The following is a 14054-nucleotide window of genomic DNA, read 5'->3' on the forward strand; positions in this document are numbered from 1 at the left end:
TCAGGGCCAGCAGCCGATCGGTTGGAAGCATTCGCAGTCTCTCGCGCACATCAAAAAGGTGCGGGGACTTTGCGGGGGATCAAACAGGAAAGAAGTCGGGCGAGTAGGCGATGTCTGTAGGATGTTTCGCTAAATGTTCTGGAGTCGTTCATCGCTGCAACGGACATTGCCCGTTGCTCAATGTCCGCCACGCTCGTTATGCTGCTGAACCCTTTAATCAGATCCGCGTAGCGGCGCCAACTGTGCCGCCCGGGATATCTTTGTTAACGGATCCGATGATGAATGCACCGCTGAAGGCGTTCGGCCCGATCAAGGCCGTGATTTTCGATATGGACGGTTTGCTGCTGGACACCGAGGGCATTTACACCGAAGTCACCTCGCTGATTGCCCAGCGTTACGGGCGCACCTTCGACTGGAGCGTCAAGCAGAACATCATTGGTCGCGGGGCCAACGATCTGGCCAATTACGTGGTGCAGGCGCTGGATCTGCCGATCACCGCCGAAGAGTTTCTGGTGATCCGCGAACCACTGATGCGTGAGCGTTTCCCAACAGCGCAAGCGATGCCCGGTGCCGAGGAGCTGATTCGCCACCTCAAGGCGCACAATATTCCAATCGCGGTGGGCACCAGTTCATCGCGTCAATCGTTCGGCCAGAAAACCACGCTGCACCGCGACTGGTTTGCGTTGTTCGACTTCATCGTCACTGCAGATGATCCGGAAGTCGGCGCGGCCAAACCGGCGCCGGATATCTTCCTGACCGCTGCCCGTCGTTTGGGTGTCGCGCCTGAAGATTGTCTGGTGTTCGAGGATTCGCCGTTTGGCGTGACCGCTGCGAAAGCCGCAGGCATGACAGCGATTGCCATCCCCGATGCTGCCATGGCCGATGAAAAATACGCACACGCTGACGGGATTCTGCGCACACTGAAAGCGTTTACTCCGAGTGCTTGCGGCTTGCCGGCGCTGGAATGGGCGTAAGCATCTGACACAAAAAACGCCGCCCCTCTGTAACAAGAGGGGCGGCGTTTTTCGTTCAGTCGACTCAGATAAATCAGGCGCCGAAACCACCGTCGATGGTCAGGCTGGCACCGGTAATGTAACCGGCTTCCGGGCCTGCCAGATAAGCGACGAAACTGGCGATTTCTTCGGCTTTACCGTAACGACCCACTGCCATCAACGGGATCAGGCTTTCGGCGAAGTCACCGTGCGCCGGGTTCATGTCGGTGTCGACCGGGCCTGGCTGCACGTTGTTGACGGTGATACCGCGTGGGCCGAGGTCGCGGGCCAGGCCTTTGGTCAGGCCCACCAGTGCTGATTTGCTCATCGCGTACACACCGCCGCCGGCGAAGGGCATGCGGTCGGCGTTGGTGCTGCCGATGTTGATGATGCGTGCGCCTTCGCCCATGTGTTTGGCGGCTTCCTGGGAGGCGATGAAGACGCTGCGAATGTTGATCGCCACGGTCTGGTCGAAGTCTTCAAGTTTGAAATCTTCCAGCGGTGCGACGGCCAGTACGCCAGCGTTGTTGACCAGAATGTCGAGGCGGCCAAAGGCTTCGACTGTGGCGCTGACGGCGTGGCGAATGGCGGCGGCATCAGCGCTGTCAGCCTTGATCGCCAAGGCTTTGCCACCGTTGGCGGTGATGCTGTTCTGCAATTCTTCGGCTTTGGCGGTGGAGCTGACGTAGGTGAAGGCTACTGCGGCGCCTTCAGCGGCCAGGCGTTTGACGATGGCTGCGCCGATACCACGGGAACCGCCTTGAATCAGAGCAACTTTACCGCTGAGGTGTTGAGTGGTCATGTTCGATCTCCAGAGTGATCAAGGCGGGAATGCCTTGGTATTGGTGCCGAGTATCGGCGTGGTATCGACAACTGTGTAGACCATGATTGCTATAGTCTGTGTAAACCAGAAGTTTATAGTGGCGGATCATGGAAACCTTCAGCAGCATTGAATGCTTTGTGCGCAGTGCCGAAGTCGGCAGCTTTGCCGAGGCCGCACGGCGCTTGAGCCTGACCCCGGCAGCCGTCGGCAAAAGTGTGGCCAAACTCGAAGTGCGGCTCGGCGTGCGGCTGTTCCAGCGTAGTACACGCAGCCTGACGCTGACCGAGGCCGGGCAACTTTTCCTGGATCAGGTCAGTGGCAGTTTGACGACGATTCAAAATGCCGTGGCCAATCTGTCCAGTGTCGAAGGGCTGCCGGCGGGAACGCTGAAAGTCAGCATGGGCGCAGCGTTTGGCTGCCTGCATATCGTGCCGATGCTCGGTGAGTTTCTGCGACGATATCCGGCGATCAATCCGGACTGGCATTTCGATAATCGACAGGTCGATCTGATCGGACAGGGCTTTGATGCGGCCATTGGTGGTGGTTTTGAACTGCCGCAAGGGGTGATCGCGCGCAAGTTGAGCCCGGCGCACCGGATATTGGTCGCGTCCACCGACTATTTACAGGCCAATCCCGCGATCATCGAGCCGGATGACCTCAGCCATCACGACGGCATTCTGATCCGTTCCCCGCAAACCGGACGCGTGCGTTCCTGGCAATTGACCGGGCGCAATCCACAGAACTGTCGGCCGTTGATGCTCAAGGCGCGGATGACCATGAGTGATTCGGAGGCCGCTTGCAGGACGGCGGCGCAAGGCTTGGGAATCGCGCTGGTGAGCATGCCGTTTGCGGTGGGCTATCTGGAGGCGGGGACGTTGCAGCGGGTGTTGCCGGACTGGTTTGTCGATGATGGCAACATCTCGATCTATTACGCCGAACATAAGTTGTTGCCGGGCAAGACGCGGGCGTTTGTCGATCATGTGATTGAGCAGTTTGCCGAGAGAGGGTTGGCGCGGCGGTTCAGTGCTATTTGATCAAGGCTTTAGACCGAGTCGCTGCCTTCGCGAGCAGGCTCGCTCCCACATTTGGAATGCATTTCCCCTGTGGGAGCGAGCCTGCTCGCGAATGGGGCGACTCGGTTTCCGAGGATGACCTCAGCGGGCGAACCGCCCCGGCCAGCCAATGATGTTCTTCGGCCGAGGTGTCGCATACGTTCGCACCTTCGACGTCGACAAACGCAAGCGCACCAGCGATTCCGCAATCGTCACCGCCGCTGTCACTCCGTCCACCACCGGCACGCCGGTACGTCGACGAATCTGCTCATCCAGCCCGGCCATGCCGCCGCAACCCAGGCAGATCACCTCGGCTTTATCCTGCGTCACCGCCAGTTCAGCCTGATGCACGATCGCTTCCAGCGCACGCTGCGGTTCGTGCTCCAGCTCCAGAACGGCCAGACCACTGGCCCGCACTGACGCGCAACGGTCCCACAGACCCGACAGTTTCAGCCGATCCTCAATCAATGGCACGGTGCGATCCAGCGTGGTCACCACTGAATACGCGTGACCGAGAAACATCGCCGTACTCGCTGCCGCATCAGTGATATCCACCACTGGCACATTGAGCAATTCCTGCAAACCTTCGCGACCATGTTCGCCGTAGCCGGCCTGAATCACCGCATCGAACGGCTGATCGTAGGACATCACCCGATCCATCACCGCGATGGCCGCCAGGTAGCTTTCAAAATTTCCTTCAATCGAATCGGCGCCGAAGTATGGCGTCAAACCGACAATTTCCGTTCCGGGTGAGGCAACGGCCTGCGCCGATCGGGCGATGGCCTCAGTGATGGACTCGGTGGTGTTGACGTTGACCACGAGAATACGCATGGGGAAATCCTTATTGCGGGCAGTTCTGCGGCCCGAAATCCGGGCCGCGAGGAAGTTAATGGCAGACATTGTCGACAGCGATCGATTCGCCGCTGACGTCGGCGTAGTGCGGTTGGCGTCTGGCGATGATCAGATAAAGCATTCCGGCGATGCCGGCACCGATCAGCCAGGAGAACGGCGAGACGCTGTGGAAGCCCGGTACCAGTGCCAGGACGATGGCTATCAGCGCCGCAGGAATAAACGCCGCCACCGCACGGAAATTGACGCCTCGGCTGTAGTAATAAGCGCCGTTGGGATCTTCGCTGTAGAGCTGCGGTACGTTGATCCGGCCTTTGCGGATCAGCCAGTAGTCGACCATGATCACCCCGTACAACGGGCCGAGCAGGGCGCCGAGACCGGACAGGAAGTACACGATTACCAGCGGGCTGTTGTAGAGATTCCACGGCAGGATCAGCACCGCGATGGTCGCACTGATCAGTCCGGCGCGGCGGAAGGTCAGGTACTTCGGCGACAGGTTGCTGAGCACGAAGGCCGGGGCGACGAAGTTGGCCATGATGTTCACCGCTACCGTCACGATCAGGAATGCCAGGCAACCGAGCACCAGAAAGAAGGTGTTGGGAATCGAGGCGATGATCTCGGTCGGGCTTTCAATGATCCGGCCATTGATCTGAAATTGCGCGCCGCAGAGCAGGACAGTAATCGCGGCGAACACCAGAATATTCACCGGCAAACCCCAGAAGTTTCCTACCTTGATGGTTTTGCGGCACGGCGAAGAGCGGGCGAAGTCGCAGAAATTCAGAATCAGCGTGCCGTAGATCGCCAGCCACAACGCGCCGCCGGCAAAAATGTTGCGCCACATTTCGCCACCCGTGAGCGGTTCGCGGATCGCCCAGGCGATGGTCGCGTTGGCCTGGAAGTACATCCACGCGGCGAGGGCGGCGACGGTCAGCAGAATCACCGGTCCGGCAAAGGCTTCGTAACGGCGCACCATTTCCATGCCGTAGGCAAGGATCGCCAGTTGCACGAGCCAGATCGCCACGAAGCACACCCAGCCAAGCGTCGACAGACCAAGGATCGAATCGTGGTCGTATTCGGCAAAACCGGGATGCACCGCTGTGAGCAACACGCGGAACACCACCGACGCCAGATACGTCTGAATGCCAAACCAGGCAATGGCGATAACCGCGCGGATCAGCGCAGGAATTTGCGCGCCATGGATGCCGAAACTGATCCGGCTGATCACCGGAAACGGCACGCCGGTTTTCTGCCCCATGTAGCCGGACAGGTTCATGAAAAAGTAAACCAGCGCCGCACCAATCCCCAGCGACAGCAGAATCTGCCAGCCACCCAAGCCCAAGGCGTACAGGCCAATGGCGAACGAGTAGTTGGCGATGTTGTGCACATCGTTGGTCCACAGGGCGAAGATGCTGTATTTACCCCAGCGTCGACCTTCGGCCTTGGTTGGCGCCAGATCACTGTTGTGCAGACGCGGACTCAGTTGCAGCGGCTCAATCAGGCCATCGTGCGGCGACGGTTGATCGAGAGCAGAGGCGGGCAGATTCAGCGCGATGTTGTTGGAGAGACTTGTACGCATTCCGGCAGGCTCCTGATGTTCAGGGCCGCGATGACTGTGCATGAGCGGTCAGGCTCGACATATCTTCGTCGCGGCCAGCAACATCACTGGTTACGGGGCATCTGCAGCCTGTACGGGATAGGGCGCTTCAGGCTTGCGGATCGAAAGTGGGTTTATGTTTTGCAGTTTTGTATACAAAACATGTATGCACTAAAGCCAGATTTGTGCCAGTTGCGGCTCTATAGAAGGCCGTACTCATTTCGAAAAGTTATCTAAGTTCGTTAAGTCTTTGAAAATAATTGGTTAAAAATTGACCGTTCGAACAGGTATTTATTTTTGGAGGGCGATTTCGATGGCGGGCGGAGGCGAGGGGTTTTTGGCTGGGATGTAACTTTTCAGGGCGCTCAAAGTAAAAAGTGCACACATAAATGGCACCGATGGTGACATTCGTGTGTACACGTTTTTAAGGTCGCGCAGGTGCAGAGTGTGGGAGCGAGCCTGCTCGCGAATGCGTTGGATCAGTCAACGAAGATGTCGATTGGGACTACGCATTCGCGAGCAGGCTCGCTCCCACAGGGGGATGTCACTGGAATTGGAGATCAGGCCTTGCTGATGATATTCCCGGCATGCAACCCGCATTCTTTCTGCGTCGCCTCTTCCCACCACCAGCGGCCTTCGCGCTCGTGCTGGTTCGGCAGGACAGGGCGGGTGCACGGTTCGCAGCCGATGCTGATGAAACCGCGTTCATGCAAGCTGTTGTACGGCAGCTCGAGCATGCGGATGTAGCCCCAGATCTCTTCGCTGGTCATCTGCGCCAACGGGTTGAACTTGTACAGGGTGCGCTCCGGTGTGGAGAACGCGGTGTCGATTTCCATCGCTGCCACGGCGCTGCGAGTGCCCGGGCTCTGATCGCGGCGCTGGCCGGTGGCCCAGGCTTTAACGTCGGACAGTTTGCGACGCAGCGGTTCGATCTTGCGGATGCCACAGCATTCGCCGTGGCCGTCCTTGTAGAAACTGAACAGGCCTTTTTCCTTCACGAACGGTTCCAGTTTCGTGTAGTCCGGCGACACCAGTTCGATGTCGATCTTGTAGTGCTCGCGCACCTGATCGATGAAGCGGTAAGTCTCCGGGTGCAGGCGGCCGGTGTCGAGGCTGAACACCTTGACGTTCTTGTTGAGCTTCCAGGCCATGTCCACCAGCACCACATCCTCGGCGCCGCTGAAAGATATCCACAGGTCATCGCCGAACTCGGCAAACGCGAGTTTGAGGATGTCTTGCGCGGATTTGTTGGCATAGGTCGTGGCGAGTTCCACGATGTCGAACGTTGCACTCATCAGGGCGGCTTCCTACAGGTCGGTGGCGCTGGGCGCTCTATATGGGGCCGATGGTAACAAAAAGCGGCAGCGCTCGGGGCGCGCTGTGCGTTGCACGCCTGGATGTGAGCGGCTAGAGTTCGGCCTCGCTCGACTCAAATAATCAATACAAACGGGAGTGTCTTGTGGAAATTGCTTGCCTGGATCTTGAAGGGGTGTTGGTGCCGGAAATCTGGATCGCCTTCGCCGAAAAAACCGGAATCGACTCCCTCAAGGCTACCACCCGGGACATTCCCGATTACGACGTGCTGATGAAGCAGCGTCTGCGCATCCTCGATGAGCATGGCTTGAAGCTTTCGGACATTCAGGAAGTGATCGCCACGTTGAAGCCGCTGGATGGCGCGGTGGAGTTCGTCAACTGGCTGCGCGAACGCTTTCAGGTGGTGATTCTGTCGGATACGTTCTACGAGTTCTCGCAGCCGCTGATGCGTCAACTGGGCTTCCCGACGTTGCTTTGCCATCGTTTGATTACTGACGAGACCGGGCGGGTGACCAGCTATCAGTTGCGTCAGAAAGATCCGAAGCGGCAGTCGGTGCTGGCGTTCAAGAGCCTGTATTACCGGGTGATTGCGGCGGGGGATTCGTATAACGATACGACGATGCTGGGCGAGGCGGATGCCGGGATTCTGTTTCATGCGCCGGAGAATGTGATTCGCGAGTTTCCGCAGTTTCCTGCGGTGCATACGTTTGCCGAGTTGAAGCAGGAATTCCTCAAGGCCTCGAATCGGGATTTGAGTTTGTAGTCGTCTGGAAAGGCCCCTTCGCGAGCAGGCTCGCTCCCACATTTGGAATGCGTTCACCCTGTGGGAGCGAGCCTGCTCGCGAAGTTTTCAAGCTTTTAGAGGTTCTGCAGGGTTTCCAGCAAAATCTTCACTTTAGTGATCGACTCCTGATACTCGGCCTGCCAATCCGAATCCGCCACAATCCCGCCACCGCCCCAGCAACACACCTGCCCATCCTTGACCAACAGACTGCGAATCGCGATGGAACTGTCCATTTCGCCGCGCACGTCCAGGTACAGCAATGACCCGCAATACAGGCCGCGCCGGGTCGGCTCCAATTCATCAATGATCTGCATCGCACGTATCTTCGGCGCACCGGTGATCGAGCCGCCGGGGAAACTGCCGGCAATCAAATCCAGTGCGTCGCGATCATCCGCCAATTCACCGGTGACGCTGCTGACCAAGTGATGTACGTTCGGATAGCTTTCCAGGCTGAACAACTCCGGCACGCGCACCGAGCCGATGCGGCAGGTGCGCCCGAGATCGTTGCGCAGCAGGTCGACGATCATCAGGTTTTCCGCGCGATCCTTGGGGCTGGCCAGCAGTTCGGCGGCGTTGGCGGCATCTTCGTCAGGTGTGAGGCCGCGCGGGCGGGTGCCTTTGATCGGGCGGGTTTCGACCTGACGCTGGCTGACTTTGACGAAGCGTTCCGGCGACAGGCTCAACACCGCGCCGCCGTCGGGCAGGCTCTGGAAACCGGAGAACGGTGTCGGGCAGGCTTCGCGCAACTTGCAGTAAGCCAGCCACGGATCGCCCTGACACGTAGCGCGGAAGCGCTGGGCGAAGTTGACCTGATAGCAATCGCCGGCCTGGATGTAATGCTGAATGCGTTCGAAGGCTTGGCGGTAGTCGTCGGCCGAAAGGTCGGCGGTCATCGGGGCGTTCAGTTTGAACGGTGTCAATGCCTCAGCATGCGGCTCGGTGAACAGCGCGATCAGCCGGTGTCTCTCGCTGTCGATCACGGACGGATGGAAGACCAATTGGCTGGTGGCCGACTGGTGATCGCTGATCAGTGCCCAGGCATACAGACCAAAACGCGCGTCCGGCAATTGCAGATCATCGCGGGCCTGGCTCGGCAGATTTTCCAGATGCCGACCGAAGTCGTAGCTCAGGTAGCCGATCAAGCCGCCCGCGAATGGCAGCTCGAAACCCGCTGGCAAATCAGCCTCGCCCAGGCGACTGAGATTGTTCCGCAGACGTTGCAGGAAGTGCGCGCCGCTCTCGTCCGGCAACACCGCCAGTTGTTCCAGCGGCCAGGCGCTGAGCAGGTCATAACGGCCACGGTCAGCGCTCGGGCGGCCACTGTCGAGCAGCACGGCGCCGGGCGCGTTGCGGATGGCCGCGAAGTAGTCGGCGGGATTGGCGCGGTAGGGCAGCGGGTGTACGGAACAGGTCAACATGGGCGGGGCAGATCGGCCGTTGAGGCGGGGTGGGGATTGTAGTCCTCTCCGATGCCAGATCAAAGTCAAAAGCCTACCCCCTCACCCCAGCCCTCTCCCCCAAGGGGGCGAGGGGGAAGGGAGCAGATCGGGGGCTTTTCAAAACTTGGATTCGGCTCGGTATCTCAGGTCATTGTTAATAGCAAAATCGACTCGGTCAGTCCCCTCTCCCTCTGGGAGAGGGCTAGGGTGAGGGGCTCTTCAGCTTTTAGCCCTCGACCGCAGGAATATGCCCAAACATTTCCTGAGTAAACGCCACACGCTCTTCAACCGTCTCCGTCACCCCACGCGCCTTCAACTCTTCCAGCCGCGCTTCCACCGCGTGCGTACGCAACGTCAGCCCACAGTCGTTAGCAATCTGAATATTCAGCCCCGGCCGCGCATTCAACTCAAGAATCAGCGGACCCTTCTCCTGATCGAGCACCATATCAACGCCGATATAGCCCAACCCGCACAGCTCATAACAGCCCGCCGCGAGTTTCATGAAACCGTCCCAGTAGGGCAGTTGCACGCCATCCACCGCGTTGGTGGTGTCGGGGTGTTTTGTGATGATGTTGTTCAGCCAGGTGCCTCGCAACGTCAAACCGGTCGCCAGATCGACACCGACGCCAATCGCGCCCTGGTGCAGGTTGGCCTTGCCGCCAGACTGCCGGGTTGGCAGGCGCAGCATCGCCATCACCGGATAACCCATCAGGACGATGATGCGGATGTCCGGCACGCCTTCATAACTGATGCTTTTGAAGATCTGATCCGGGGTCACCCGGTATTCGATCAGCGCCCGGTCACGGTGGCCGCCCAGCGAGTACAAACCGGTGAGAATGCTCGAGATGTGATGCTCCAGCTCCTCATGGGCAAGGATCTTGCCCGACACCGTGCGATAGCGGCCCTCGAAGCGGTCGGCAATCACGATGATGCCGTCACCGCCAGCACCCTGCGCCGGTTTGATCACAAAGTCGCTGCGCCCGCCGATGATCTCGCCGAGTTTGTCGATTTCCTTCTCGGTGGAGATCACGCCATACAGCTCCGGCACGTGAATGCCGGCCTCGATGGCGCGCTCCTTGGTGATGATCTTGTCATCGACGATCGGGTACAGACTGCGCTTGTTGTACTTGAGCACGTAGTCGGCGTTACGCCGATTGATGCCCATGATGCCCCGCGCCTCCAGCGCTTTCCAGGTCTTCCAGAAACCGAACATCAGGCGTCAGCCTTCTTCAGGAAAGCCTTGAAACGCACCAGTTCGGTCAGGCGGTAGCCGCGATAGCGACCCATCGCCAGCATGAAACCGACCAGAATCAGCAGGATCGCCGGGAAGGTAAACACGAAGTACACCAGCTCAGGCACGGTCATGATCAAGTGCGCCAGAGAGGCGGCGAACAGCGTGCCGATCGCGACTTTCAGCGCATGGCTGGCGCCGCGCTCTTCCCAGGTGATCGACAGGCGTTCAATGGTCATGGTCAGAATCACCATCGGGAACAGCGCCACGGACAAGCCGCGCTCCAGACCGAGTTTATGACTGAACAGACTGATGGCCGCGATCAGTACCACGACAAAGGTCAACACCACCGACAGTCGCGGCAGCATTTGCAGCTTCAGGTGTTCCAGATAAGAACGTAATGACAGGCCCAGCGCCGTAATCACGGTAAACAGCAGAATGCCGAAGCCCAGCTGCGTTTCACGGAAGGCGAGGGCGATCAGCACCGGGGTGAACGTGCCGAGGGTCTGCAGGCCGATCAGGTTGCGCAGGATCAGAATCACCAGCACGCCAATCGGGATCATCACCATGATCATGAACGTTTGCTGGGTCTGCAGCGGCAAGCCGTACAGCGAGTATTCAAGGAAGTTGGCGTCGGTGTTCTCGTCGGTCAGCTTGGCCAGACGAATCGCATTCATCTCGCTGTTGTTCAGGCTGAAGGTCACGTTGGCTTTTTTGCCGCCGTCGACGGTGATCAGGTTTTCATCGCCGGTCCACCACAGCAGGCGGTCGGTCGGCAGGCCTTGCTCGCCGGTTTCCGGGTTGAAGTACAGCCAGTCGTTGCCGTTGAAGCTGCGCAGCCACAGTTCAGGCGTTTGCGGCTGATCGGCGACGAGGCGGATGGTGTGGACTTTTTCCACCGGCACGTGGGCGATGGACAGCAGCAGTTCGACGATTTTGGCTTTGTGCGGCGTCGACGGATCGCCGGCCAGCAGCAGTTTCACGTTGTCATCGTTGACGTTGTTGACGCGTTTGATCGCCTCGCCAATGAACGTTTCGACGTCGGCCGAGTGCTGGCGGATCGGCGCGAGCAGGGCTTCGGCGGCGATTTTCTCAGGGCCTTCGATGGCGATGCTGTCGCGGAAGGTCGGGCCTTTGATCTTGGTCTTTTCCGCGGTGTAGCGCTTGGTCAGCACCAGACGGTAATAAAGGGTCTGGTTGCCCTTGGCCCGGCGTGCCGACCAGGTGACCTTGCGGTTGCCGTCGACGCGGTTCACGGCGACGCCGTAGTTATTGGAGATAAAACTTTCGTTGAGGCTGACGTAATCGCGGCTCAACGGTGGCACGAACATCTGGATCTTCACCGGATCCTTGGTGCTGGCGACGAACTCGACCTTGGCGTCGATGTTCCACAAGTCGTCGGTTGCATCTTCGGTCACCGGGATGCCGAGCACGAAAATCTGATAGGCCGTAACCGAAACGCCCAGAAGCACCAGAATGGTGATCAGGATTTTCAGGTGGAAGGTTAGAGAACGCATGGAAATTACTCGGCGGTATGAGCGGCGATAGTGCAGGCGGGTTTGCCGGCAGCGTATTTAAGACTGGGGTCGACCAGCGCGTCGAAGCGTTTCAGCGCTTCGGAGCCAATCAAAAGCGGATATTGGAACGCACTTCGGTCGGTCAGGTTCACTTCGATGCTGCGCATTGCCGATCCCATGCAGATATCCAGCTCGATCACCGGACGAGCGGTGTACTTCTTGCCTTCTTCCGGGTCGTAGTCGCCGGCGCGGCGCTTGATCTTGCTGACCCGGGCCAACGGCCGTTCGATCGGGTGCGAATGCGCGGCGTCGATCGCCAGGTAGAAACGTACCCAGGACTCGCCATTGCGTTTAAAGCGTTTGATGTCGCGGGCACTCAGCGAGGCGGTTTTCGCGCCGGTGTCGAGTTTGGCCGCGACTTCCAGATTGATGCCGTCAAGCGAAGCGTATTCGTTGAGGCCGTACACGGTTTTTTCCCCCGCGGCGGCTAGGCCGGGCAGGCAAAACAGGGCAAAGAATGTGGGGAAGGGCTTGAGTCTCATAAATCCTGGTGCGCAGCGTTCCGTTTTCGGTTCAGGTCCCTGGCAAAACTTGCGCAAGGCCCTTCGTGTGCCTATCAGCTTTTTATGACAAGCCGTACAAATGGCCAGCAAATGCGGGCGGCATTCTAGCACGGTGGTTTTATGGCGCCAGCGCCGGGGCCGGTCTATAACCCTTGGGGATGTCAGAAGCTGTTATTAGACGATTGTCGACAATATCTATTTATCCTTTGACTGGTGCGGGCGAATTGGCTAGTTTTTGCCGCATTGGATTTAAAGGTGTCGACAATCATGCTGGATCAACTCGATCCTCCGGTCATCAGCGGCGACGATTCCGAGACGCTCTCGGAAAACGTCTTCCGGCGTATTCAGGCGGCCATCGTCAAAGGCGAGATCGCGCCGGGCAGCAAGATCTCTGAGCCGGAGCTGGCGCGCACCTATGGCATCAGCCGTGGGCCATTGCGTGAGGCGATTCATCGCCTGGAAGGCCAGCGCTTGCTGGTGCGCGTGCCGCACGTCGGCGCGCGGGTGGTCTCGCTCAGCCATGCCGAATTACTCGAACTCTACGAAATCCGCGAATCCCTCGAAGGCATGGCCTGCCGTCTGGCGGCCGAACGCATGAGCGTCGAAGAAATCGACGAGTTGCGCCGGGTGCTGGAAACCCACGAGCGCGACGCGGCGTTTCAGGCTGGTGTCGGCTATTACCAGCAGGAAGGCGATTTCGACTTCCACTACCGGATCATCCAGGGCAGCGGCAACCGTACGCTGACGCAGATGCTCTGCGGCGAGCTGTATCAACTGGTGCGCATGTACCGCATCCAGTTCTCGACCACGCCGAACCGCCCACGCCAGGCCTTCGCCGAACACCACCGGATTCTCGATGCCATCGCCGACCGTGACGGCGAGCTCGCGGAATTGTTGATGCGCCGTCACATCGGCGCCTCGAAACGCAACATCGCCCGTCACTACCAGGACGGCGCCCACAATAAGACAGCCACTGAACGAGGTGAGTCATGAGTTCCAAGCACAGCACTCCAGGCCAGCGTTTCCGCGATGCGGTCGCCAGCGAGCACCCATTGCAGGTGGTCGGCGCGATCAATGCCAACCACGCGCTGCTGGCCAAGCGCGCCGGTTTCAAGGCGATCTACCTGTCCGGTGGCGGGGTGGCCGCAGGCTCGCTCGGCGTGCCGGACCTGGGCATCACCGGTCTGGATGACGTGCTGACCGACGTGCGCCGCATCACCGACGTTTGCGATCTGCCGCTGCTGGTCGACGTCGACACCGGTTTCGGCTCCTCGGCGTTCAACGTCGCGCGCACCGTCAAGTCGATGATCAAGTTCGGCGCGGCGGCGATTCACATCGAGGATCAGGTTGGCGCCAAGCGCTGCGGCCACCGTCCGAATAAAGAGATCGTCAGCCAGCAGGAAATGGTCGACCGCATCAAAGCCGCCGTCGATGCCCGCACCGATGACAGCTTCGTGATCATGGCGCGTACCGATGCGCTGGCGGTGGAAGGTCTGGAATCGGCACTCGATCGTGCAGCAGCGTGTATCGAGGCCGGCGCCGACATGATCTTCCCGGAAGCCATCACCGAACTGGAGATGTACAAGCTGTTCGCCAATCGCGTGAAAGCGCCGATCCTGGCCAACATCACCGAGTTCGGCGCAACACCGCTGTACACCACCGAGCAACTGGCCGGCGCCGACGTGTCGCTGGTGCTCTATCCGCTGTCAGCGTTCCGCGCGATGAACAAGGCTGCGGAAAACGTTTACACCGCGATTCGTCGCGACGGCACGCAGCAGAATGTCATCGACACCATGCAGACTCGCATGGAGCTTTACGATCGCATCGATTACCACACGTTCGAGCAGAAGCTCGATGCGTTGTTTGCACAAAAGAAAGGCTGAACAAGACCCCTGT

At 59.2% G+C, this 14054-nt stretch carries 13 protein-coding genes; 5 read left to right on the forward strand and 8 right to left on the reverse strand.

Annotated features, from left to right (window positions below):
• Window positions 1-278: 278 nt before the first annotated feature.
• A complete protein-coding gene (locus tag GTU76_RS28490) occupies window positions 279-974 on the forward strand; it encodes an HAD-IA family hydrolase (RefSeq protein ID WP_026000652.1) in 696 nt (231 codons plus the stop codon).
• A gap of 73 nt (window positions 975-1047) precedes the next feature.
• Here the strand turns inward: GTU76_RS28490 and GTU76_RS28495 are convergent, their stop codons facing one another.
• Window positions 1048-1794 (reverse strand): 3-oxoacyl-ACP reductase family protein, encoded by a 747-nt coding sequence (locus tag GTU76_RS28495; protein ID WP_016985737.1) that lies wholly within the window; start codon window positions 1792-1794, stop codon window positions 1048-1050.
• Between the two features lie 128 nt (window positions 1795-1922).
• Between GTU76_RS28495 and GTU76_RS28500 the strand changes: the two genes are divergently transcribed.
• Window positions 1923-2849, forward strand: a complete 927-nt coding sequence (locus GTU76_RS28500) for a LysR family transcriptional regulator (RefSeq protein ID WP_175554914.1) — start codon at window positions 1923-1925, stop codon at window positions 2847-2849.
• A 120-nt stretch (window positions 2850-2969) separates the two neighbouring features.
• On the opposite strand, the gene GTU76_RS28505 is transcribed toward GTU76_RS28500, so the two are convergent.
• From GTU76_RS28505 to GTU76_RS28515, 3 genes are all read right to left on the reverse strand, one after another.
• Window positions 2970-3698 carry an aspartate/glutamate racemase family protein gene (locus GTU76_RS28505; RefSeq protein WP_007916448.1) on the reverse strand — a complete coding sequence of 243 codons (729 nt, stop codon included), beginning with the start codon at window positions 3696-3698 and terminating at the stop codon, window positions 2970-2972.
• Window positions 3699-3753: 55 nt separating this feature from the next.
• On the reverse strand, window positions 3754-5292 hold the full coding sequence (locus GTU76_RS28510) for an NCS1 family nucleobase:cation symporter-1 (RefSeq protein ID WP_180700154.1): 1539 nt from the start codon (window positions 5290-5292) through the stop codon (window positions 3754-3756).
• Window positions 5293-5870: 578 nt separating this feature from the next.
• Entirely contained in the window at window positions 5871-6605 is a 735-nt protein-coding gene (locus GTU76_RS28515; RefSeq protein WP_016985741.1) for a phosphoadenylyl-sulfate reductase, read from the reverse strand.
• Between the two features lie 164 nt (window positions 6606-6769).
• Between GTU76_RS28515 and thrH the strand changes: the two genes are divergently transcribed.
• A complete protein-coding gene (gene thrH / locus GTU76_RS28520; RefSeq protein ID WP_016986256.1) occupies window positions 6770-7387 on the forward strand; it encodes a bifunctional phosphoserine phosphatase/homoserine phosphotransferase ThrH in 618 nt (205 codons plus the stop codon).
• 95 nt (window positions 7388-7482) lie between these two features.
• Here the strand turns inward: thrH and pabB are convergent, their stop codons facing one another.
• The 4 genes from pabB to rloA form a co-directional block, all read right to left on the reverse strand.
• Window positions 7483-8826: an aminodeoxychorismate synthase component I gene (gene pabB / locus GTU76_RS28525; protein ID WP_180700155.1), complete on the reverse strand. Its 1344-nt coding sequence runs from the start codon at window positions 8824-8826 to the stop codon at window positions 7483-7485.
• Between the two features lie 247 nt (window positions 8827-9073).
• Entirely contained in the window at window positions 9074-10060 is a 987-nt protein-coding gene (locus GTU76_RS28530; RefSeq protein ID WP_016983747.1) for an alpha-L-glutamate ligase-like protein, read from the reverse strand.
• Entirely contained in the window at window positions 10060-11595 is a 1536-nt protein-coding gene (gene rloB / locus GTU76_RS28535) for an osmotic stress tolerance membrane protein RloB (RefSeq protein ID WP_016983748.1), read from the reverse strand. The genes GTU76_RS28530 and rloB overlap by 1 nt, the downstream gene beginning before the upstream one ends.
• 5 nt (window positions 11596-11600) lie before the next feature.
• Window positions 11601-12137 carry a retropepsin-like aspartic peptidase RloA gene (gene rloA, locus GTU76_RS28540; protein ID WP_016983749.1) on the reverse strand — a complete coding sequence of 179 codons (537 nt, stop codon included), beginning with the start codon at window positions 12135-12137 and terminating at the stop codon, window positions 11601-11603.
• 291 nt (window positions 12138-12428) lie between these two features.
• Here rloA and GTU76_RS28545 point away from each other — a divergent pair, with 291 nt between their 5' ends.
• Together GTU76_RS28545 and prpB are read left to right on the forward strand one after the other, a co-directional pair.
• The gene (locus GTU76_RS28545) at window positions 12429-13151 is read left to right on the forward strand and encodes a GntR family transcriptional regulator (protein ID WP_172828118.1); all 723 of its coding nucleotides are present in this window, start codon (window positions 12429-12431) and stop codon (window positions 13149-13151) included.
• Window positions 13148-14041 (forward strand): methylisocitrate lyase, encoded by an 894-nt coding sequence (prpB, locus tag GTU76_RS28550; protein ID WP_016983750.1) that lies wholly within the window; start codon window positions 13148-13150, stop codon window positions 14039-14041. Before GTU76_RS28545 ends, prpB begins: the two co-directional genes overlap by 4 nt.
• Window positions 14042-14054 lie beyond the last annotated feature (13 nt).

It is taken from the genome of Pseudomonas crudilactis, from assembly GCF_013433315.1.
In the GTDB taxonomy this organism is placed as follows: Bacteria; Pseudomonadota; Gammaproteobacteria; order Pseudomonadales; family Pseudomonadaceae; genus Aquipseudomonas; species Aquipseudomonas crudilactis.

Coding starts and splice junctions, on each gene's coding strand:
- pabB (WP_180700155.1), bottom strand. CDS start 8,826: ATGTTGACCTGTTCCGTACACCCGCTGCCCTACCGCGCCAATCCCGCC.
- GTU76_RS28515 (WP_016985741.1), bottom strand. CDS start 6,605: ATGAGTGCAACGTTCGACATCGTGGAACTCGCCACGACCTATGCCAAC.
- rloA (WP_016983749.1), bottom strand. CDS start 12,137: ATGAGACTCAAGCCCTTCCCCACATTCTTTGCCCTGTTTTGCCTGCCC.
- GTU76_RS28495 (WP_016985737.1), bottom strand. CDS start 1,794: ATGACCACTCAACACCTCAGCGGTAAAGTTGCTCTGATTCAAGGCGGT.
- GTU76_RS28505 (WP_007916448.1), bottom strand. CDS start 3,698: ATGCGTATTCTCGTGGTCAACGTCAACACCACCGAGTCCATCACTGAG.
- rloB (WP_016983748.1), bottom strand. CDS start 11,595: ATGCGTTCTCTAACCTTCCACCTGAAAATCCTGATCACCATTCTGGTG.
- GTU76_RS28510 (WP_180700154.1), bottom strand. CDS start 5,292: ATGCGTACAAGTCTCTCCAACAACATCGCGCTGAATCTGCCCGCCTCT.
- GTU76_RS28490 (WP_026000652.1), top strand. CDS start 279: ATGAATGCACCGCTGAAGGCGTTCGGCCCGATCAAGGCCGTGATTTTC.
- prpB (WP_016983750.1), top strand. CDS start 13,148: ATGAGTTCCAAGCACAGCACTCCAGGCCAGCGTTTCCGCGATGCGGTC.
- GTU76_RS28500 (WP_175554914.1), top strand. CDS start 1,923: ATGGAAACCTTCAGCAGCATTGAATGCTTTGTGCGCAGTGCCGAAGTC.
- GTU76_RS28530 (WP_016983747.1), bottom strand. CDS start 10,060: ATGTTCGGTTTCTGGAAGACCTGGAAAGCGCTGGAGGCGCGGGGCATC.